We start from the raw sequence: 18573 nt of genomic DNA, 5'->3' as shown, positions 1-18573 counted from the left end.
AAACGGGAAAGGTCATGCTGTCCAAGTCACTTACAGACGTCGAGCTCGTACACCTTTATATTGAGGGTGACGAAGCCGCATTTGAAACCCTGCTTCTTCGCCACAAGCGGAAAGTGTGGTCCCACATCTTCCTCATGGTGCGGAACCGGGAGATCACCGAGGATCTCTTCCAGGAGGCCTTCATCAAGGTGGTCCACCACCTGAAAGCGGGGAAATACAACGAAGAAGGCAAGTTCCTGCCCTGGGTGATGCGCATCGCGCACAACTTGGTGATCGACCATTTCCGGCGGAACAAGAAGATGCCCATGGTGCGGAGCAACGACGATTACGACGTCTTCGCCACGCATTCCCAGCCGGACAAGAACGTGGAGGAACGCATCGTGAACGCCCAGATCGACGAGGACGTGCGCAAGCTCATCGACAGGCTGCCTCCCGAGCAGAAGGAAGTGGTGGTGATGCGCACGTACTTGGGCATGAGCTTCAAGGAGATCGCCGAGCACACCGACGTGAGCATCAATACGGCCTTGGGGCGCATGCGCTACGCCCTGATCAATATGCGGAGACTGATCAAGCAGCACGGCATGCAGCTTGAAAGGGCCTGATCCCTACACGTGAGGGATCCCGCCCCAGGAACGTCGGCCCGTAAGCCGGCGTTCGTGTTTAGTACCATCAACGTCTCCCGCAGGGGACGTTGTATGCCTCTCTTTCCTCAGGATCTCCTTCGGAAGATCGCTGAGGGGACTGTTTTCCACGCCATGCAATATGCTCCGGCGCACAGGCGTTCTAAGCAAAAATCCACAGACATGGCACACTCTACACTTCGGAGACCTTCACGTAAAAGCGTTGAAATGCCCGTTCTTTCCGGCCCGCGGCCTTCCACGGTACATGCTATCCTCAGCTACAGTAAAGCCTTGAGGGTGGTGAAAATTCCGCCCATCGGCCAGATGGACGTGGTGCTGAACTGAGTTCGCATCAACAAAAGAATCCGAACGGGGCATCAGTGATGATGCCCCGTTCTTGTTTTTGGTGACCGGTGTATAGTGATCGCCATTTTGCATTTCTCCGTGCCTCTGTGCCTATGTGCCTCGGTGGTGATCCTTCCGTGGGATCACTGAAAAAGCTCCCTTCTCCCGATCTCCTTGCAAATGGGGCACTTCAGCGGGTCATGCCCCTTCGCCGGGCAATGCTCACGCCCGAAGTAGATGATCTGCAGGTGAAGCACGTTCCATGTATCCTCGGGGAACAAACGTTTCAGGTCCGCTTCGGTCTGCTCCACGTTCTTGCCCGTGCTCAATCCCCAGCGCCAAGCCAGCCGGTGGATGTGCGTGTCCACGGGGAAGGCCGGTACACCGAAGGCCTGCGACATCACCACACTGGCCGTCTTGTGGCCCACGCTGGGCAAGGCCTCCAGCTCCGGGAAGGTGTTCGGCACCTGTCCGCCGTGCTTCTCCATGATGATCTTCGAAAGCCCGTGTATCCCCTTGCTCTTGGCCGGTGAAAGCCCGCACGGCTTGATGATCTCGCGGATCTCCTCTACGTCCAGCGCTGCCATTCGCTTCGGGGTGTGTGCCTTGGCGAAGAGGAGCGGTGCGATCTCGTTCACCTTTTTGTCGGTGCATTGGGCGCTGAGCACCACCGCCACCAGCAGCGTGTACGGGTCCCGATGGTCCAGCGGGATCGCGGGCCGTGGGTAGAGCTTGTTCAGTGCCCTCGCGACGAACGCAGCTTTCTCTTGCTTGGTCATGGGCGGAGCCAATGTTGTTGGATGAGCTGTGGGAAGCGTGTGACGCCGAGGCGGCCATTCGCATCGAAAAGGAATTTCTCCACATCGGTGGCCATCGCTTCCATATCCAACTGGGCACATCGTTCCAAAAGCGCATCGGCTAATTCTTGCGTCGTGTTCAATCCTGTCTTTTCCTGCAAGTAGCGCATATCGGGTTCCGCATTGAGGCCAAGCAGAAAGCTCACATCGAAGAAATCGCGTCCCTTGGCACGCTTGCGATCGAGGATGGCATGGCACTTCTGCGACAAAAGCAGGGGCAACGGGCAACAGCGGATGTCCTGCCGTACGTCCCACCGTGCCAAATACCAAGGTTCCGGCTCGTATGCGTAACCCTGCGGTTCAGTGTCCAATTGGATCAACACCGTCTGGTCCTTGTGCCCGGTAAGGCCGTGATGAAATAACAGGCCCGGTAAGCGCACACGGCAACGTAACGCGCTCAGCCCGGCCATTTCAGCGGTAACGGTATAGCCTTCCCGCTCCAACTCCTGCTTGACGAGGTTGCCCACCTGCGCGAATTCCGGCTTGGTCAGCCCCAAATTGTCGAAGTCAATGTCTTCACTGAAGCGGCGGTTCCCATGCACGATGCGCAAGCAGGTTCCGCCCAAGAACACCAACTTCTCCGCGAACGGGGATGAGAAAATGATGCCCAGAACGCGGTATTGCAGGTACTCACGCATCAGGAATCCCTCGTGGGCATGAAGTTCCTGTGCGTAGGGTTTCTTGATCTCAGCCAGCGTGATCATGTAACCAGTTTTGGAATGCGTCCGCACGGGTACGCAGCGCATTGTTCGTGGAAAGGGATAGGTAGTCCTGCCAGATCATAGGCCGGACCGCCTCCAAGATCCCCGTTCGATCAAGTCGCAGCCCCTCGATATCTTCTGGATTCTTCAGTTGAGGATTCAAGTGGAGCAGGTCCAATAGAGCCTTTTCAGGATCCGCCATGCGCACGGCGACCCCTCCCTGCTCCAGAATGGTAAAACCGAAAAGCCAGGACGGCTGGACGCTCCTGTAGAAGTGGCGAATGCCGTCCACCTCAAATGTGAGCGTGTGGCGCGAAGTGACCGAGGTGATGTGGAACACGCCTTCCGGAATAAAGCCATGGTGCGACAGGGCGGATTCCAGCGAAATGTATGAAGGTGCATAGACCGTGTTCGCCACCGCTTGTCGTTCATGCAGCGTCCAAGGCCGCTCGGTGATCCGGTAATAGGGGCGTCGCAATTGGCGTACCCATCCTTTCCGTTGCCAATAGTGCAGTTGGCGGTCGTTGAATCCAGGAAAGCGCAATGACACCTCGCGCACGGTGAAGCACGGACGCTCGGCATAGACCTCTGCGAAATCCCTGAAATTCATCTTTATGTCACGAGGGGGACAAAATTAGCCCTTTCGTGACATAAAGCGTAATCCTGAAACTCACGCGAGCTTGGGTCCCCTGCCGCCTGCTCAGTTCTCTCCGGGGATCCTCATCTCGCCCTTAAAGTTGGTCCATCCAACCGAGGGCAATTGTAGAGTCGCGCCAGGAGGGGTCATGGGGCGGACAAAGGTGCGGGATCACATCGATGAAGTGGGGCGACAGAAAACGTAGATGTATGACAGAACCCGGAAGGGCGGCTCTTCACCGCTGATCTGTTCGTGTATGGTCCGTGCCACACCTGACGCATTCAATTTACGGCTCAATCCTTGGCCTATTGAATGCAATAGCGTTTAGTTATAGGATATTATCGCACGTAGCCATACGCGCGCTCTAAAGTGTTTTTCTTAATAATTTGTTCTTTGTTATTATCAGATCCAATTTTCGCCTTCTTTTATACATTATGGTGAATACTATTGCCAATGAAATAGTCAATCCCCTGAAAACATTTGGCAATACACCGCCCAATGCGGTCGGGTCCATTTCAAACACATGCCAGGATAAATTCATTAGCGCGTGTAAAAATATAGGTATCCACAAATTATAGTTCCATTCTACGAATAACCAAGCAAACAGCACAGCCCCCATAAATGTGACTGAAAAAATACCTATCAATTCTACTGTATCATGGCTTTGATACAAATGGCCGGATGCAAAAACTATTGCTCCCAAAACGATTGAAGAAATAAAACCAAGTCTTGTGTATTTGAACAGTTGCCCGAACAGGAATCCCCGAAAAAATAGTTCTTCAACAATGCCGATCACGATCGACCCTGCGATCAAATTGGGAACTGAGAAGTCTCCGTTAATTTTAAAAAACGCAAATCCACCTAAAAACATAGGCATTGAAAACAACAATGCGATCATAAACGGTTTTATTGGATTATGATACAGCCCTAAATTTCTTATAATGCTCAACTTTGGATTTATGATATATGCTCCTATGTAGATCGGAGTTCCAAGAATAGCATATGTCAGAATATAATTTGCAAGTCCGTTTTGAGTGATCTTGTCCAACTGCTCTTTGATCGGAGCGAAATATTCTCTTAACAAGAGATATACTGCAAATCCAGCAATTGTAAAGATCAGAGCTTTATGTTCTTGATCCAATTTCACGAACTGATCTCTTTAGTAGGGTTTGTTCGTAGCGATGCAGAACTCGTGTACTTGTCAGGACCTATTGATAGTACCGCAGTTGAATTGGTTAGTCCAAAGATCGCAGGACGTTGATGACCGCTCCGATGCCGGTATGCCATTGTTGGATCCTTGGTAATGCGTAGCAGTTTCATCAGGTTTCAAAGGGTAGACGGTACTTCTGATCTTCAGGTGGCAACCTGGCGCATGATAAAGCCGGAGCATGCCGTGCAAGATATGTGATTCAACCCACCACCACCCACAGCCGCTTCGCCTCCAACCGGAAGCGCACTTCCTGCCCGATCTCCACCGGCTCGCCGTCCAGATGTGCGAGCGTGCCATCCTGATGTACCATCGCCTGATCGGTGACGATGTTGGTGACATAGGGGCTTCCGTCGATCCGCCCGTTGTACATGCGGATGAAGGCGGTGAGCATCGGCAACAGGGGCGGCTTGGTGACGATGCGCAATTCCGTCAGGCCGTCATCGGGCAGGGAGCCGGGGCTGATCACGGCACCGTTGCCGAACTCGCGGGTGTTGCAGAACACGAGCATCAGCACTTCGTCCTCGCGGGTGTGGTTGTTGGCCTTCGTCACCGTGTGCATGGGCTTGGCCCCGAGGATGTGCTTGATGATGAGCCGCATGTAGTTCCACATGCCGCGCCCCTTGCTTTGGTCAAAAGCATGGGCCACGCGGGCGTCGAAGCCGATGCCTGCCGTGCCTAAGAACAGTTGGTCGTTCAGGTAGCAGACGTCCATCTGGCGCACCTTACCGTTGAAGGCCACGCGTAGCGCTTCGCCGGGATCACGAGGCAGTTTCAAGGAGCGCGCATAGCCGTTCCCGGAGCCCATGGGCACGATGCCGAGCTGCAGCGGGGAACCGACCATGCCGGAGGCCACCGCGTTCAATGTGCCGTCGCCACCGATGGAGATAATGCGGTCCATACCTGTGGCAATGGCTTCCTCCGCGAAACGCTTGCCATCGCCTGGCGCGGCAATGGTGTGGAATTCCAGCTCATGTCCGCCCTCATGGCCCAGTTGCTCGGCCAAGCCACGCAGGCTTTCCGCGCGCTTCTTCCCCGAGCGGGGATTGATGACCACCGTGATCTTCATTTTTCCTTGAGCACAAGCTCGTGGTGCAGCAAGCGGTTGTTGTACTGCTGAATGGCGGCTTGGAGCACCGGGAGCAGCGTCTGTTGGTCATGGGCCTGGGGCTTCGCCTTATTCATTCCTGCTGACCATAGGATATTCTCCCCGTCCGAACGCAGTTGGCAACTGTCCCCGATGATCAGCCATGTGGCGCTGTTCTCGCTGACGGCGGCGGGCATGCGCTCCTGCCGCAGGACGCTGCTTCCGAAGGCGAAGAAGGGCTTGGGGTAGTCCACCAGGTCCAGCACGGTGGGGAGAATATCGATCTGCTGGGTCACCCGACTGTGCTGTTCCGGCCGGATGGCAGCGGGCATGAAATAGAGCAGGGGTATCCAATGGTCGAACGCGGCACCGCTGGTCTCCCCGTTGCGCAGGAGGTCGGCGGTGTGGTCCGCGGTGATCACGAAGAGCGTGTTCCGGTACCACGGCATCGTTTGCGCCGTGGCGAAGAACTGCCGCAGGGCATCATCCGCATAGCGCAACGTGGGCATGATGGGGAGGTTGCCGCCCGCGAAGTGCTTCGCATCTGCCTCCGGCAGCTTGTAGGGGTGGTGGCTGGAAAGCGTGAACAGACAGCCCAGGAAGGGCTGCTGCTGCTTGTTCAGCTCTTGGGCAAAAAACTGGAGGAAGGGCCGGTCCCGGATGCCCCAGACCCCGTCGTCGTCCGCCTCGTCCGGGTATTGATCGCGGCCCACGTAGCGCTGGAACCCTGCGGCCTTGGCGAAGGCATCGAAGCCCATGGTGCCGTTATGCCCGCCGTGGAAGAAAGCCGAGGAATAGCCTTCCTTCCCGAGCAAGCCGGGCAATGCGCTGATGGGCTGCTGCGCATAGGGCGATTCAATGAAGGCCTCGGCCATCATCTTCGGCAGGGAGGCCAACACCGCGGGGATGCCGTCAATGCTGCGACGGCCGTTGGCATACGCGTGCTCACACCAGAGGCTTTGGCCCATGAGCGAATCCAGGAAAGGCATATAGCCTTGGCCCGTGCCATTGAGCCTTCCGCTGTAAGCCGCGCTGAAGCTTTCAAGAACGATCACCACCACGTTCGGCTTCGTCGCCGCAACTGATGTATCGCCGTAATGGTGAATGACCGGCCAGAGGCGATCGGCCTCCTCCTGGGCCATGAAGTGCTTTTCCTGCACCATCGGTTTCCCGATGCTCGTCATGAAGGTGAACGGCGTGTTCAGCACCAGCGGCATATAGGCCGGGGGCGCATACGTGCTCGCGTCCAGCACGCCGAGCGGGATGTACTGAAGTCCACCGCGGGAGAGGAGCAGCACGATGCCGATGGCCAGTACACGCCATAGCCACCAAGGCTTTGCGGGCTCCGTGTTGGTCCGGCGCCCCGCCAAGCGATAACCGGCTTCCGCCAGTGCCAACGAGCCGATGAAGATCAGGACCACGTACCAGTAATCCTTCAGGAAAACCGGGGCGAGGTTGGCCAGGTCATCCCCGCCGGTGGCGATGCCGAAGAGGTCCGCCGTGCTCCGCTTCAGGGTGAACTTGAAGTACTCCAGATCGGTGCTGTTCAGGAAAAAGCAGAACACATTGCTCAGGTGGAACAAAACCTTCTGCACCGTGGCGAATGTCCGTTTGGGCGCCGGGGCGATAAGAACAGTAAGGACCCAAGGCAGATACAGCCATGCGATCGCACTGAGGTCGAAGCGCACGCCTCCGAGGAAGGCGGAGGCCGGCGGAGCGGGGAAGGCATCGTGGTTCAGCTGGGCGAAGAGGAGCCGCTGGATACTGAACACCAAGGCGATCACCCCGATACGGAGCAGTAGAACACGGAGCGGACGCAGGTTTGGCACGGTGCGAAGATCGGGACGCGGGATGAATGGAACGCAGATGACGCAGATCGTTATGATTTACGCGAGCTGAGGTCGGTGATGGAGTTTCTGGTACAGGGTATTGGGTACTGGCTACCGGGTACTGCCGACGCTGCCTGCCGCTGCCGAATGGAACGCAGATCACGCAGATCGTTATGATTTACGTGGATCTGAGGTTTGGACGGTGATATAGTTTTACAAGCCACAAGCCACAAGCTTGAGGCTTACGGCTTGTAGCTCACGCCCCAAGGAGTATGCGTTGCGTTCGTTGCGCCCCTGACTGCCGCAGGCACGTCGTTGCGGTTAATAAACCGGAGACCTTGCGGTTCCTTCACTCCGGCATCCCGCTACCTTTGCCGCCGCCCGTAAAAGCCGGGCATCCCGCCATGTTCCTCGATACCATTGAGAAGAAGCAGCTCACCTTCGACCGGAAGAAGCTCGACGACGCTGAATTGTTGGACATTTATGAGCGCCTGTTGCGCCCGCGCCTCATTGAGGAGAAGATGCTGAGCATGCTCCGGCAGGGGCGTATCAGCAAGTGGTTCAGCGGGATCGGGCAGGAGGCAGTGGCCGTGGGCGCCGCCTTGGCCATGGAGCCGGACGAGTACATCCTGCCAATGCACCGCAACCTCGGAACTTTCACCACGCGCGGTGTGCCCATGGCACGGCTCTTCAGCCAGTTCCAAGGCTACTCGAACGGCTTCACCAAGGGCCGGGACCGCAGCTTCCACTTCGGCTCACAGGAGTACAAGATGGTGGGCATGATCAGCCACCTAGGTCCCCAGCTCGGTGTGGCGGACGGTATCGCGCTGGCCCACAAGCTTCGCCAGGAGAAAAAATGCACCCTTGTCTTCACCGGCGACGGCGCCACCAGCGAAGGCGACTTCCACGAGAGCGTGAACACCGCCGCCGTGTGGGACCTTCCGGTGATCATCGTGGTGGAGAACAACGGCTACGGCCTCAGTACGCCCAGTAGCGAGCAGTTCAAGTGCCGGTATATCAGCGACAAGGCGCTCGGCTACGGCATGGAAAGCCGCGTGGTGGCCGGCAACAACATCCTGGATGTGGTACACACCATCCGCGAGGTGGCCGAAAGCATCCGCCGCCGTCCGCGCCCGATCCTGGTGGAGTGCATGACCTTCCGCATGCGCGGCCATGAGGAGGCCAGCGGCACCAAGTACGTGCCCAAGGAGCTGATGGCTGAATGGGCGAAGAAGGACCCCGTGATCAACTATGAGAACTGGCTGGTCGAACAAGGCATCCTGAGCGAGACCGTGAAGGACGCCACGCACCACGCCATCAAGCAGGAGGTGGCCCATGCGGTGGAAACGGCATTTGCGGAGGAAGCCGTGAAGGCGGACCTGGCGACGGAGTTGAACGATGTCTACGCGAAGCCGATCGTGCTGGGCGATCGTTCCCCGGCACGGGTGGAAGCGCCTGTGGAAGGGAAGGAGATGCGGTTCTTGGACGCGATCAAGGACGGCCTGCGCGAGAGCATGATCCGCCACGACAACCTCGTTCTGATGGGACAGGATATCGCCGATTATGGAGGTGCGTTCAAGGTCACCGACGGGCTGATGGCGGAGTTCGGCAAGGAGCGGGTGCGGAACACGCCCTTGTGCGAGAGCGCGATCCTGGGCGCCGGGCTAGGGCTCAGCATCAACGGCATGAAGAGCATGGTGGAGATGCAGTTCGCGGATTTCGTGAGCGAGGGCATGACGCAGATCTGCAACAACCTGGCGAAGACGCATTGGCGCTGGGGCCAGAACGCGGACGTTGTGGTGCGTATGCCCACCGGCGCAGGCTCCGGCGCGGGGCCGTTCCACAGCCAGAGCAACGAGGCCTGGTTCTTCAAAACACCGGGACTGAAAGTCGTTTATCCTGCTTTCCCGAACGATGCGAAGGGCCTGCTCTGCGCAGCTTTCGAGGATCCGGACCCGGTGATGTACTTCGAGCACAAAAACCTCTACCGCAGCTTGCACGGGAATGTGCGCGAAGGCTGGTTCACCTTGCCGATCGGCGAGGCGGCGCTGTTGCTCGAAGGCACGGACCTCACCATCATCACCTACGGCATGGGCGTGCATTGGGCCATCGAAGCGCTGAGCGCGCAACCGGGCATCAGTGCCGACCTGATCGACCTGCGCACACTGTTGCCATGGGACAAGGAGCGCGTGCTGGAAAGCGTGCGCAAGACCGGCAAGGCCTTGGTACTGCATGAGGATACGCTCACCGGCGGCATCGGTGGCGAGATCTCCGCGACGATCATGGAGGAATGCTTCACCGACCTGGACGCGCCCGTGATGCGCGTGGCGTCCATTGATACGCCGGTACCTTTCTCGCTTGCGCTGGAGGCGCAGTTCCTACCGAAGGCGCGTTTGAAAGCCGCACTGGCGAAGTTGGCGGAATACTAGCGCTACTTCCCGGCGAAACCTTCCAGCTCCCGATAGAGCGCCTTGAACTCCGGGTTCTCCATGAAGTACTGCTTACCGAGGTCTATCGTGGTCCTCGCAGCGTCGAGATCCCCGCGTTGTTCAAAGTCCTCGGCGGTGCGCACCAATCCTTCCCGGAGCAGCTTGCTTTGGTCCAGCGGCAGATGTTCCACATCGGGCACGGCCTTCAGGGCCTCATGGAATTTCTCCGTGCTTTCCTTGGCATCGCGGGCGGCCTTCATCTTTTTCTGCGTCAACGCCAACATGGCCCATGCGCCCGGGTTCTCCGGGTTGTAACGCGTCATCCGCTGGAACTGTGACTTGGCCTTGCTATAGGCTTTCTCGTCCAAGTAGTTCATACCGATCTCCTGGGCCACCGTGTTAAGCTCGCTCCAATAATCCTCATAGTTGGCGAAGAACTCCATGTTCTTGTCCTTCCTGCGGTATTTGGCCGCCCATTTCAGCGCATCGCGACCGGAGCGTTTGTACTCGTCCATTTCCTGGTACTTCGGGATCTTGCTCATCTCGAAGTAGCACATGCTGGCATAGAGGTAGGGGAGCGGGTCACGGTGCGAATCCTTCTTGTCCACATAGCGCTCCGCCTTGTAGACACATTTCTCATAATTCTCGTCCACATAGAGGACGAGCAGGTCGTCATAAGGCTTGGATTGTGCGGTGGCGTGGAGGTGGGGCAGTAAAAAGAGCAGGCAGGATGTGAGTTTCTTGAATGTCGTCATGCCCGAGGGGGCACAAGAACAGTGCCGGAAGCGGACTTCTGATACATCAGAAAGTCCAGCAGGTATCCAATTGTTCGTCTGTCACTTTCAGGCACCATGTAAGCAGTTGCGCATATCCTGGCAGGGCGATCGAGTAGTGGCATTCCCGGAATATGGGTTATCTTGGCTGGACACAAAACCTCATGCCATCATGGTGAAAAAACTACCCCTCTTTTCCGCAATGGTTGCAGGCGCGCTTGGTTTGACGGCCATGGCGCAATGCCCACCAGAGAACCTCGTCACGATCTACTCCACGGATTTTGAGACGGACAATGGCGGGCTCATACCGGTCGCAGGCGTTGACTGGGAGTACGGTGACATACCCGCGATCATAGCGGGTGCGAACTGTGAAAGCGCAGCCTTCAGCTCTCCCGGTGGCGCATATTCGGGCACCAAGGGCTGGGCGACCCTATTGAACGATTGCTACCACAACCAGACCCCGAGCGGGTTCAACACCCTTGAATTCACGGTGAACCTGAGCGACGTGGACTATCTCTCCGCCCAACTGGAGTTCGCCCATTGGTTCGAAGTGTTCACCAACTTTGATTACTTGTTGATCACGGCCAATGGAACGGAGGTCTTCCGGAATGACACGTTGGAGGACAGCAACATCTGGCTGCAAACCACGGTGGACCTTTCCCCATTCCTGGGCCAGTCCGCGGTCACATTGGCCTTTAAGCTTTGGGCCACCACCGTGGTGAACCGGGCCGGCTGGTACATTGACGATGTGAACGTGACAGCTTGTTCGAGCATTGTTCAATCCGTTGCGGAGGGTGGCTCCGTCGGTTTCCGCGCATGGCCGGTCCCTGCGACCGACAAGCTTCAAATTGAACCGTCAACCACAATGGGCACTGTGCAAGCATGGACCTTGTATGACGCCACCGGTCGGATCTTGGCCCAAGGCATCCCCGCTGCGGCTGATCGGTTCAATATCGATGTCTCCGCCTTCCAAGGCATGGGTGTGCTGGAGCTGCGCACAGCCCAAGGGACATTCCGCCAGCAGGTGGTGATGCAATAGAACAATAGTGAGATCAACGCCCAAAGGGCTGTGTCATCAACAAGATGATGCGGCCCTTTGCCGTTCGAGGCACGGCATCAAGCTCCGCCCAACAGAACTTCCCGCAAGACCACCGCTTGGTTGTGCTCCTCATTCTTCGCACTATACACCAACGTGACGCGCTGCTTGCGTGCCAAAGCCCGGATGCGTTCCAGTTCATCCGACATCGCATGCAGCTCCTTTGTGTAACGCTTCTTGAACTCGGCATACTTGGGCGGCTCATGGCCGAACCATTTGCGCAACTCCGTTGAAGGGCCGATCTCCTTGTCCCACTCGTCGACGTGCGCATGTTCCTTCGTCATGCCGCGCGGCCAGAGCCGGTCCACCAGCAAGCGGTAACCGTCATCCTTCGCCGGTGCCTCATAGATCCGTTTGATGCGAATGTCCATGATGTAAGCTTCGTTGTGGAAACAAGTAGCTCGCCCGCAAGGTTCATCGCCTGAGTAGCGACAACCGACAACTCTATCCCCCTGCCTTCTTCGCTTTGTATCCCGCTTCCGCCAGCAGCTTCAGCACCTTCTCGCGATGGTCGCCTTGTAGCAGGATCACACCGTCCTTGGTGTTTCCTCCCACGCCGCACTTACTTTTCAGTGTGCGTCCCAGCTCGGAGAGATCGTCATCCTTGCCGATGAAGCCCACGATGCGCGTCACTTCCTTGTTGCCTTTGAGGCGGTCGAGGTGGATACGTAGGTCCTGCTGAGCTGGTGGCAAGGTGGCCGGTTCCCGTTCGCCGAAAGATCCGGTATTGGCATTGGGGTTGGTGCTGTAGACCATTCCGCCTGTCGGTCGCTTTTTCATCTGCCACGAAAATAGGGGCAGGGCTAACTTCGCGACCTCAACCGCTTGAAAATGCCGGGAACGGAACTGTTTGGAGAAGAGGAACGCAAGGAAGTGATGGACGTCCTGAACACGGGCGTGCTCTTCCGCTACAACCACGATGCCCAGCGCCAGGGCCATTGGAAGGCGAAGGACTTCGAGGCGGAGATCGCGAAGTTCACTGGCGCTAAGCATGCCTTGGCCGTCAGCAGCGGCAGCACCGCCGTCAGCACCATGCTGGCCGCGTGCGGCGTGGGCTACGGCGACGAGGTGATCGTGCCGCCCTTCACCTTCATCGCCACTATCGAGAGCGTGTTGCTTGCCGGGGCCATCCCTGTATTCGCGGAGATCGATGAGACGCTGTGCATGAGCGCCGAAGGCATCCGCGCGGTGTGCGGCCCGAAGACGAAGGCCGTGCTGCTCGTCCACATGTGCGGCGCCGCTGCGGACCTCGATGGGATCCTCGCCGTGTGCAAGGAAAACCCCGGGTCGGCGCCCGGGGGTATCATGCTGATCGAGGACACGGCACAAGCCTTGGGCGCCACCTACAAGGGCAAGCACCTCGGACTTTACGGCAAGATGGGCAGCTTCAGCTTCGACTTTTTCAAGATCAACACCTGCGGCGAGGGCGGCGTCATCATCACGAATGATGCGGAGCTGATCACCATCGCGGACCATTTCAGCGATCACGGCCACAGCCACGAGGGCGACAACCGCGGCATGGAGCCGCACCACGTCATGGGCACCAACTACCGCATGGGCGAGATCAACGCGGCGATCGGTCTGGCGCAGGCGCGGAAGCTGCCCTACATCATCAGCCAGCAGCGCAAGCACAAGGCGATCATCCAAGCGCGCCTGTCGAAGATCCCCGGACTGGCCTTCCGCAAGCAATGCGACGATGCCGGCGACAGCGCCACCTTCTTCCACATGCTCTTCCCCGACGAGGCCACGGCGCGCGCGGCGAACAAAGCGATGATCGACGCCGGCGTGGGCGGCGCCTACTGGTACGACAACATGTACCACTACATCAAGCAGTGGAACCAGCTGAAGGAGATGAAGATGCCCTTCCGCACGGTGGCGCACGAACTCGGCTTGCCGCAGGACCTGAAGACGCAGAAGTTCCCCAAGAGCGACGCAGTGCTCAGCCGCTTGATCAGCTTCAACATCCGCGTGACGTGGACCGAGGCGGAGCTGAACGCCTACTTGGACAAGGTGGAGAAGGCAGTGAGGAACGCCTTCGCCAAGGCTACGGCGATTTGAAAAAGGTGATGGAGGGGGTGGAGGCGTAGGTTATTTGGGCGTTCCGGCGCGTCCAAATGCGCCGCGCCGTCGGGCTTTCCGCTGCAAGTCCTCGCACCCCCGGCCTACGAGCCGGGGTTGCTGTGGGCTTTCCGCTTCAATCCCTAACGCGGGGTTGCGTTCAGTCAATCGCGGCAGCCTTGCACGTTGGGTTATTCTGATCGGGCTCATCCCGCCGAACGAAATGCTGCGCTCCCTTCAAGCACACTACATGTCGTCACTTCCCTGTGCGCTCAGGCAGCTATTACTATCTTCACAATGTCTATCCAAGTGGCGTCCCATAAAAAATCAACTTTCAGCCATGCGAAGCATCTCATTCATCCTTCTCGCCGCACTTTCGTTCAGTGCCCATGCCCAGTTATGGGAATCGGCGGACCAACGCAGTGAGGAGATGCACTTGGAGAATGCGCTCGCAGTAGGTGGTGGTCGTTGGGCGGCGATCGGGCGCACCCAAATGGGGGGGAGCCACATGATCAGCGTCCGGAACGGGGACGGAACGATCGCTTGGGAGCATATTGATATGTACTACACGGGCCAAGGCTATGGCGCAGTAGTCATGTTGCCCGACAGCGGCCTCTTGCAGGTCGGCATCTACGATGGTTGTGATTCCTGGCCGGACAGCCGCGTGCGACGCTATGCCCCTGATGGTACCGTGCTTTGGGAAAGAACCATGGAACCGCTATTTTCAGAGCCGATCACTATGGCGGCGAAGGGCTCCACTGGGCTACTGGCGGTCGCATCGAGGGATTCCTTGCACGTGATGGACATGGATGGGAATGTGGTCGGCGGATACCAACCTCCGTTCCCTGATATCAATAGGATCCTCTGGGCGGGCGATACCACTCTATTCGTTGTCAGAGGCACGGACCTGCATCTGATGGGCATCCATGGGACGGAGCTGGTGTCAACCCCTATCGGGCCGACGGTGGTGGATATGGACTGGAACGGGCAAGATCTGTTCGTGCTGGCGGATGACAGTATCCTTCATTTCGGTACGGACTTGGCCCCATTAGGCATTACGGCATTGCCGGAACTGGATGCGAACAGCTCCTTCGTCGTTTCGGAAAGTGACCTCTTTGTGTTCACGGCAGCGGGCTTGTACCAACTGGCCGCGGACGGCACGCCCACATTCCTCTTTCCATGGCCTGCACTGCCCAACTTTTCAAGCAATGGTTGCGCTGTCCGCGACAGTACGGTGCTCTCCGTCGGTAACACGTACATCAGCTGGCGCGGCACCGGGATCATCCGCACGCTTTCCATGGAAGGGGATGCGCCACAGCACGACCAGGATGTAGAAGTCCTCCTGCAGGTTGATTCCGCTTGGACGAGGTTCGTGCCAGGATACTACCCTTGGGACAGACAGGCGGACATCACAGGCGTTGTGGTGAACCACGGCACGGACACCCTGCACAGTGTGGTGCTAAGCATGTGGATACAAGTGCCGTTGATCTTATGCAACCAACCCGTGGAACGTATCGATACCACCGGCTTTGCACTGGCACCAGGAGATACACTGAGCCTTCCGTTCGGTGTGGTGAATGTTGAACTGGGCCTTCAAACGGCTCAGGCTGCCGGGGCGGGGGATATCTGCATCGTTGCCTTGGCACCGGACCATCTCGCGGACCGTGCCCCGGACGACAACACAGCATGTGCTTCCGTGGACTTTGTGCTTGGCGTAGAGCAACCGGTACGCAACTCCTCGCTGTCCCTTGTGCCGAACCCGGCGATCAACTCATGTATGGTGTCCGGTCTGGGCGCCTTTGGGGCACCCGTCCGCGTGACCATCATGGACCTCACTGGACGAGTGGTAGAGGAGTTCAGCATGGCTTCGGCCGACAACATGCAATTGGACATCAGCGGACTTCCTTCCGCCACTTACCTCCTGAGCGCTGAAGGGGTGAGCAGCAGGGCGATTGTGAAGCTGATGATCGCCCGTCCATGACGGTTGAATGCGCCACAGCCTGAGGCGGGCCAGAGGCCATAAACTGGCACCCACTCGGCAAATAGCCAAGCGTGTGCATCCAGGGAGTGACCGCTTAACACTTTGATCAAGCGAGGAAGAACCACAGTCCTCCAACGGTCATCAGAAAATAGGGCACCAACGCGGCTGCCCCGCCATAGTCCTTCGCCATACGCTGGCCGAAGAACAGCATGGTGATGGCGGTGACGGCGCAGAGCATGCCCACCGTGCCCAAACCCGAATCGCCGGTGAACAGGACCTGCCCGAAGCCGAGCGCCGAAAACAGCCCGGCCGAGAATTCCACCAGCGTGATCACCGGCAGAAGCAGCGGCACCGAACCGTTGAGAATGCTCTTGCTGAATTGTTTGGTCAGGTATTCCTTCTCGCTTTTCCAGTTGAAGAGCTTGTCCAGACCGGATTGGAGGAAGAGCACGGCGGTGAAGGCGGCGAAGGCCAGTTGCATCAGGTGATCGGGAGTGAGGCCGAGGGCGGCGAGGCAGGACGCGGTGCAGTTCATGGAAGCGGGATCGGTCCGCAAGGATAGGCATGGGCGGATCGTTCGGTGGAGGGTCAACCACCCCGAAGGGTGTCGCAGCATCTTTCAGCGGAGACATCCATGCTGCCGACCCCGAAGGGCGTCGCAGCATCTTGCAGCGTAAACACCGATGCCGCCGACCCCGAAGGGCGTCGCAGCCGGTATTCCATGTTTACCTTCATCAATTAGATCACACATCATGTCAACCTATTTCAAATTGCACTACCACATTGTGTTTGCGACCAAGAGGCGGGTCGCATGCTTGGATAAAGCATGGAGGGCGCAGTTATGGGAATACATGGGCGGCACCATCCGAGGCCTGGGTGGTGTTCCTCACGGTGTTGGCGGATACAATGACCATGTTCATCTGTTGATCGACCTGAAGCCCACCCAGCTCCTTCCTGATGTTGTGCGGGAATTGAAGAAGGCATCCACGGAATGGGTGCGGGCTCATCATGGGCTGCGATCATTCCAATGGCAGGAGGGGTACGGGGTTTTCTCTGTCGGGTGGCGGGAGAGGGACAGCATCAAGGATTACATCGCCAGACAGGAGGAACATCATGGCAAAAGGGACTTTCACGAAGAATACGCAGAGCTATTGAAGGATGCTGGCGTCACGTTCGACCCGAAATACTTCCCATAGGCAACACCGGCTGCGACCCCTCCGGGGTCGATCACGTATTGGATCTATTATAGATGCTGCGACGCCCTTCGGGGTCGAGAACCTTCGATGATCTCCCCGGTAATTGCTGCAACCCCTTCGGGGTCGAGAACCTTCGATGATCTCCTCGGTAATTGCTGCAACCCCTTCGGGGTCGAGAACCTTCGATGATCTCCTCGGTAATTGCTGCAACCCCTTCGGGGTCGAGAACCTTCGATGATCTCCTCGGTAATTGCTGCAACCCCTTCGGGGTCGAGAACCTTCGATGATCTCCCCGGTAATTGCTGCGACGCCCTTCGGGGTCGAGAACCTTCGATGATCTCCTCGGTAATTGCTGCAACCTCTTCGGGGTCGAGAACCTTCGATGATCTCCTCGGTAATTGCTGCGACGCCCTTCGGGGTCGAGAACCTTCGATGATCTCCTCGGTAATTGCTGCAACCCCTTCGGGGTCGAGAACCTTCTATGATTTCCTCGATACGTGTTGCGACGCCCTTCGGGGTCGGCACCAATTCCTGAGCACAGGCCTATGCGGTGGATCGAGGCCAAGCCTTGCCCAAGCCTTTCGTCCGTTCCTTTGTGCCCTCAAATATCCATGATCGTTGATCATCTGATCGACCGATCGACCAATCATCTGATCGACAATGAACCTCTTCCGCAATTTCAAGTCCGTCACCAAGACCTGCTACGGCCGTGGCTCTTTGGATAAGCTCGGCGAGATCCTCGAACCGCAGCGATCGGCCAACAAGGTCTTTATGGTCTTCGTGGTGGATGACTACTTCGCCGACAAGGAGGACTTCAAAAAGCGCATCCCCGCCCGCTCCGAGGATGAAGTCCACTTCATCAGTTCGCTGAAGGAGCCCAGCACCAAGCAGATCGATGCGCTTCGGGACGATATCCTTGCGCGGCGCGGCCTGCCTGCGGGCATCATCGGCATTGGCGGCGGCACCGTGATGGACATCGCCAAGGCCACCGCGCTGATGTTCACCAATGAAGGCAGTAGCGTACAGTACCAAGGCTTGAACCTGATCAAGAAGCCCGGCATCTACCATTGCGGCGTGCCCACCATCAGCGGCACGGGCGCGGAGGTGAGCATGACGGCGGTGTTGACCGGACCGGTGAAGAAGCTGGGCCTGAAATGCGATTGGACCGTACTGGACCAGATCGTTCTGGACCCGGACCTGATCGCCACGGTGCCGCAGGACCAATGGTTCTACACGGGCATGGACACCTACATCCACAGCGTCGAGGCGATCACGGGCACCAAGAAGAACACCTTCGCGGAGGCGTACAGTGAGAAGGCATTGGAGCTGTGCCGCGAGGTCTTCCTCAAGCGCGACCGCACAGATCCGAAGAGCGACGAATTCCTGATGGTGGCCAGCTACATGGGCGGCTTGAGCCTAACCTATAGCGAGGTGGGCGTCTGCCATGCGCTGAGCTATGGGTTGGGCAAGGTGCTGGAGATCCACCACTGCTTGGCCAACTGCATCGCCTTCGACAAACTGGAGGATGTTTATGGCGACAACGTGCAGGAGTTCAAGCAGATGGTGAAGCACAATAACATCCACATTCCGCAGGACCTTGCCAAGGGCTGGAGCGAAGAAACGATCGACGCGATGGCCGAGGTGGCCTACAACCTGCCGCACATGTGGGACCATGCCTTCGGACCGGAATGGGAGCAGGTGCTGGACCGCGAGCGGATCAAGGGCTGGTACCGGAGGATGTGAGCCGGCCCACATGG

General features: G+C 57.8%; 17 protein-coding genes. 7 read left to right on the top strand and 10 right to left on the bottom strand.

Going from position 1 to position 18573, the window contains the following annotated elements:
- Window positions 1-14: 14 nt before the first annotated feature.
- Window positions 15-602, top strand: coding sequence for a sigma-70 family RNA polymerase sigma factor (locus IPP95_03350; protein QQS73279.1), 588 nt, complete (start codon window positions 15-17; stop codon window positions 600-602).
- A 506-nt stretch (window positions 603-1108) separates the two neighbouring features.
- Here the strand turns inward: IPP95_03350 and nth are convergent.
- The 6 genes from nth to IPP95_03320 form a co-directional block, all read right to left on the bottom strand.
- On the bottom strand, window positions 1109-1744 hold the full coding sequence (gene nth / locus IPP95_03345; protein ID QQS73278.1) for an endonuclease III: 636 nt from the start codon (window positions 1742-1744) through the stop codon (window positions 1109-1111).
- The gene (locus IPP95_03340) at window positions 1741-2526 is read right to left on the bottom strand and encodes a nucleotidyl transferase AbiEii/AbiGii toxin family protein (protein QQS73277.1); all 786 of its coding nucleotides are present in this window, start codon (window positions 2524-2526) and stop codon (window positions 1741-1743) included. The genes nth and IPP95_03340 overlap by 4 nt, the downstream gene beginning before the upstream one ends.
- Entirely contained in the window at window positions 2510-3133 is a 624-nt protein-coding gene (locus tag IPP95_03335; GenBank protein QQS73276.1) for a hypothetical protein, read from the bottom strand. Before IPP95_03335 ends, IPP95_03340 begins: the two co-directional genes overlap by 17 nt.
- A gap of 391 nt (window positions 3134-3524) precedes the next feature.
- The gene (locus IPP95_03330) at window positions 3525-4307 is read right to left on the bottom strand and encodes a CPBP family intramembrane metalloprotease (GenBank protein QQS73275.1); all 783 of its coding nucleotides are present in this window, start codon (window positions 4305-4307) and stop codon (window positions 3525-3527) included.
- Window positions 4308-4569: 262 nt separating this feature from the next.
- Entirely contained in the window at window positions 4570-5436 is an 867-nt protein-coding gene (locus tag IPP95_03325) for a diacylglycerol kinase family lipid kinase (protein ID QQS73274.1), read from the bottom strand.
- Window positions 5433-7283, bottom strand: a complete 1851-nt coding sequence (locus tag IPP95_03320; GenBank protein ID QQS73273.1) for an LTA synthase family protein — start codon at window positions 7281-7283, stop codon at window positions 5433-5435. Before IPP95_03320 ends, IPP95_03325 begins: the two co-directional genes overlap by 4 nt.
- A 404-nt stretch (window positions 7284-7687) precedes the next feature.
- On the opposite strand from IPP95_03320, the gene IPP95_03315 reads away from it, so the two are divergent.
- Complete coding sequence (locus tag IPP95_03315) at window positions 7688-9712, top strand: dehydrogenase E1 component subunit alpha/beta (GenBank protein ID QQS74183.1); 2025 nt, start codon at window positions 7688-7690, stop codon at window positions 9710-9712.
- Between the two features lie 2 nt (window positions 9713-9714).
- On the opposite strand, the gene IPP95_03310 is transcribed toward IPP95_03315, so the two are convergent.
- Entirely contained in the window at window positions 9715-10467 is a 753-nt protein-coding gene (locus tag IPP95_03310; protein QQS73272.1) for a hypothetical protein, read from the bottom strand.
- 190 nt (window positions 10468-10657) lie between these two features.
- On the opposite strand from IPP95_03310, the gene IPP95_03305 reads away from it, so the two are divergent.
- A complete protein-coding gene (locus IPP95_03305; GenBank protein ID QQS73271.1) occupies window positions 10658-11524 on the top strand; it encodes a hypothetical protein in 867 nt (288 codons plus the stop codon).
- 77 nt (window positions 11525-11601) lie between these two features.
- Here the strand turns inward: IPP95_03305 and IPP95_03300 are convergent, their stop codons facing one another.
- Together IPP95_03300 and IPP95_03295 are read right to left on the bottom strand one after the other, a co-directional pair.
- Window positions 11602-11952, bottom strand: coding sequence for a DUF488 domain-containing protein (locus tag IPP95_03300; GenBank protein QQS73270.1), 351 nt, complete (start codon window positions 11950-11952; stop codon window positions 11602-11604).
- Between the two features lie 73 nt (window positions 11953-12025).
- Entirely contained in the window at window positions 12026-12361 is a 336-nt protein-coding gene (locus tag IPP95_03295) for a translation initiation factor (GenBank protein QQS73269.1), read from the bottom strand.
- A 51-nt stretch (window positions 12362-12412) separates the two neighbouring features.
- On the opposite strand from IPP95_03295, the gene IPP95_03290 reads away from it, so the two are divergent.
- Together IPP95_03290 and IPP95_03285 are read left to right on the top strand one after the other, a co-directional pair.
- Complete coding sequence (locus IPP95_03290) at window positions 12413-13639, top strand: DegT/DnrJ/EryC1/StrS family aminotransferase (GenBank protein QQS73268.1); 1227 nt, start codon at window positions 12413-12415, stop codon at window positions 13637-13639.
- Between the two features lie 340 nt (window positions 13640-13979).
- The gene (locus IPP95_03285; protein QQS73267.1) at window positions 13980-15620 is read left to right on the top strand and encodes a T9SS type A sorting domain-containing protein; all 1641 of its coding nucleotides are present in this window, start codon (window positions 13980-13982) and stop codon (window positions 15618-15620) included.
- Between the two features lie 106 nt (window positions 15621-15726).
- On the opposite strand, the gene IPP95_03280 is transcribed toward IPP95_03285, so the two are convergent.
- Window positions 15727-16101 carry a DoxX family membrane protein gene (locus IPP95_03280; GenBank protein QQS74182.1) on the bottom strand — a complete coding sequence of 125 codons (375 nt, stop codon included), beginning with the start codon at window positions 16099-16101 and terminating at the stop codon, window positions 15727-15729.
- A gap of 268 nt (window positions 16102-16369) precedes the next feature.
- On the opposite strand from IPP95_03280, the gene tnpA reads away from it, so the two are divergent.
- Together tnpA and IPP95_03270 are read left to right on the top strand one after the other, a co-directional pair.
- Window positions 16370-16816: an IS200/IS605 family transposase gene (tnpA, locus tag IPP95_03275; protein ID QQS74181.1), complete on the top strand. Its 447-nt coding sequence runs from the start codon at window positions 16370-16372 to the stop codon at window positions 16814-16816.
- Window positions 16817-17476: 660 nt separating this feature from the next.
- Entirely contained in the window at window positions 17477-18559 is a 1083-nt protein-coding gene (locus tag IPP95_03270; protein ID QQS73266.1) for an iron-containing alcohol dehydrogenase, read from the top strand.
- Window positions 18560-18573 lie beyond the last annotated feature (14 nt).

It is taken from the genome of Flavobacteriales bacterium (assembly GCA_016700415.1).
Taxonomy (GTDB): Bacteria; Bacteroidota; Bacteroidia; order Flavobacteriales_F; family PHOS-HE28; genus PHOS-HE28.
This window is presented reverse-complemented; position numbering and strand designations above follow the sequence as displayed.

Coding starts and splice junctions, on each gene's coding strand:
- IPP95_03305 (QQS73271.1), top strand. CDS start 10,658: ATGGTGAAAAAACTACCCCTCTTTTCCGCAATGGTTGCAGGCGCGCTT.
- IPP95_03290 (QQS73268.1), top strand. CDS start 12,413: ATGCCGGGAACGGAACTGTTTGGAGAAGAGGAACGCAAGGAAGTGATG.
- IPP95_03325 (QQS73274.1), bottom strand. CDS start 5,436: ATGAAGATCACGGTGGTCATCAATCCCCGCTCGGGGAAGAAGCGCGCG.
- IPP95_03280 (QQS74182.1), bottom strand. CDS start 16,101: ATGCAACTGGCCTTCGCCGCCTTCACCGCCGTGCTCTTCCTCCAATCC.
- IPP95_03340 (QQS73277.1), bottom strand. CDS start 2,526: ATGATCACGCTGGCTGAGATCAAGAAACCCTACGCACAGGAACTTCAT.
- IPP95_03335 (QQS73276.1), bottom strand. CDS start 3,133: ATGAATTTCAGGGATTTCGCAGAGGTCTATGCCGAGCGTCCGTGCTTC.
- IPP95_03300 (QQS73270.1), bottom strand. CDS start 11,952: ATGGACATTCGCATCAAACGGATCTATGAGGCACCGGCGAAGGATGAC.
- IPP95_03285 (QQS73267.1), top strand. CDS start 13,980: ATGCGAAGCATCTCATTCATCCTTCTCGCCGCACTTTCGTTCAGTGCC.
- IPP95_03315 (QQS74183.1), top strand. CDS start 7,688: ATGTTCCTCGATACCATTGAGAAGAAGCAGCTCACCTTCGACCGGAAG.
- IPP95_03350 (QQS73279.1), top strand. CDS start 15: ATGCTGTCCAAGTCACTTACAGACGTCGAGCTCGTACACCTTTATATT.
- IPP95_03310 (QQS73272.1), bottom strand. CDS start 10,467: ATGACGACATTCAAGAAACTCACATCCTGCCTGCTCTTTTTACTGCCC.
- nth (QQS73278.1), bottom strand. CDS start 1,744: ATGACCAAGCAAGAGAAAGCTGCGTTCGTCGCGAGGGCACTGAACAAG.
- IPP95_03295 (QQS73269.1), bottom strand. CDS start 12,361: ATGAAAAAGCGACCGACAGGCGGAATGGTCTACAGCACCAACCCCAAT.
- IPP95_03270 (QQS73266.1), top strand. CDS start 17,477: ATGAACCTCTTCCGCAATTTCAAGTCCGTCACCAAGACCTGCTACGGC.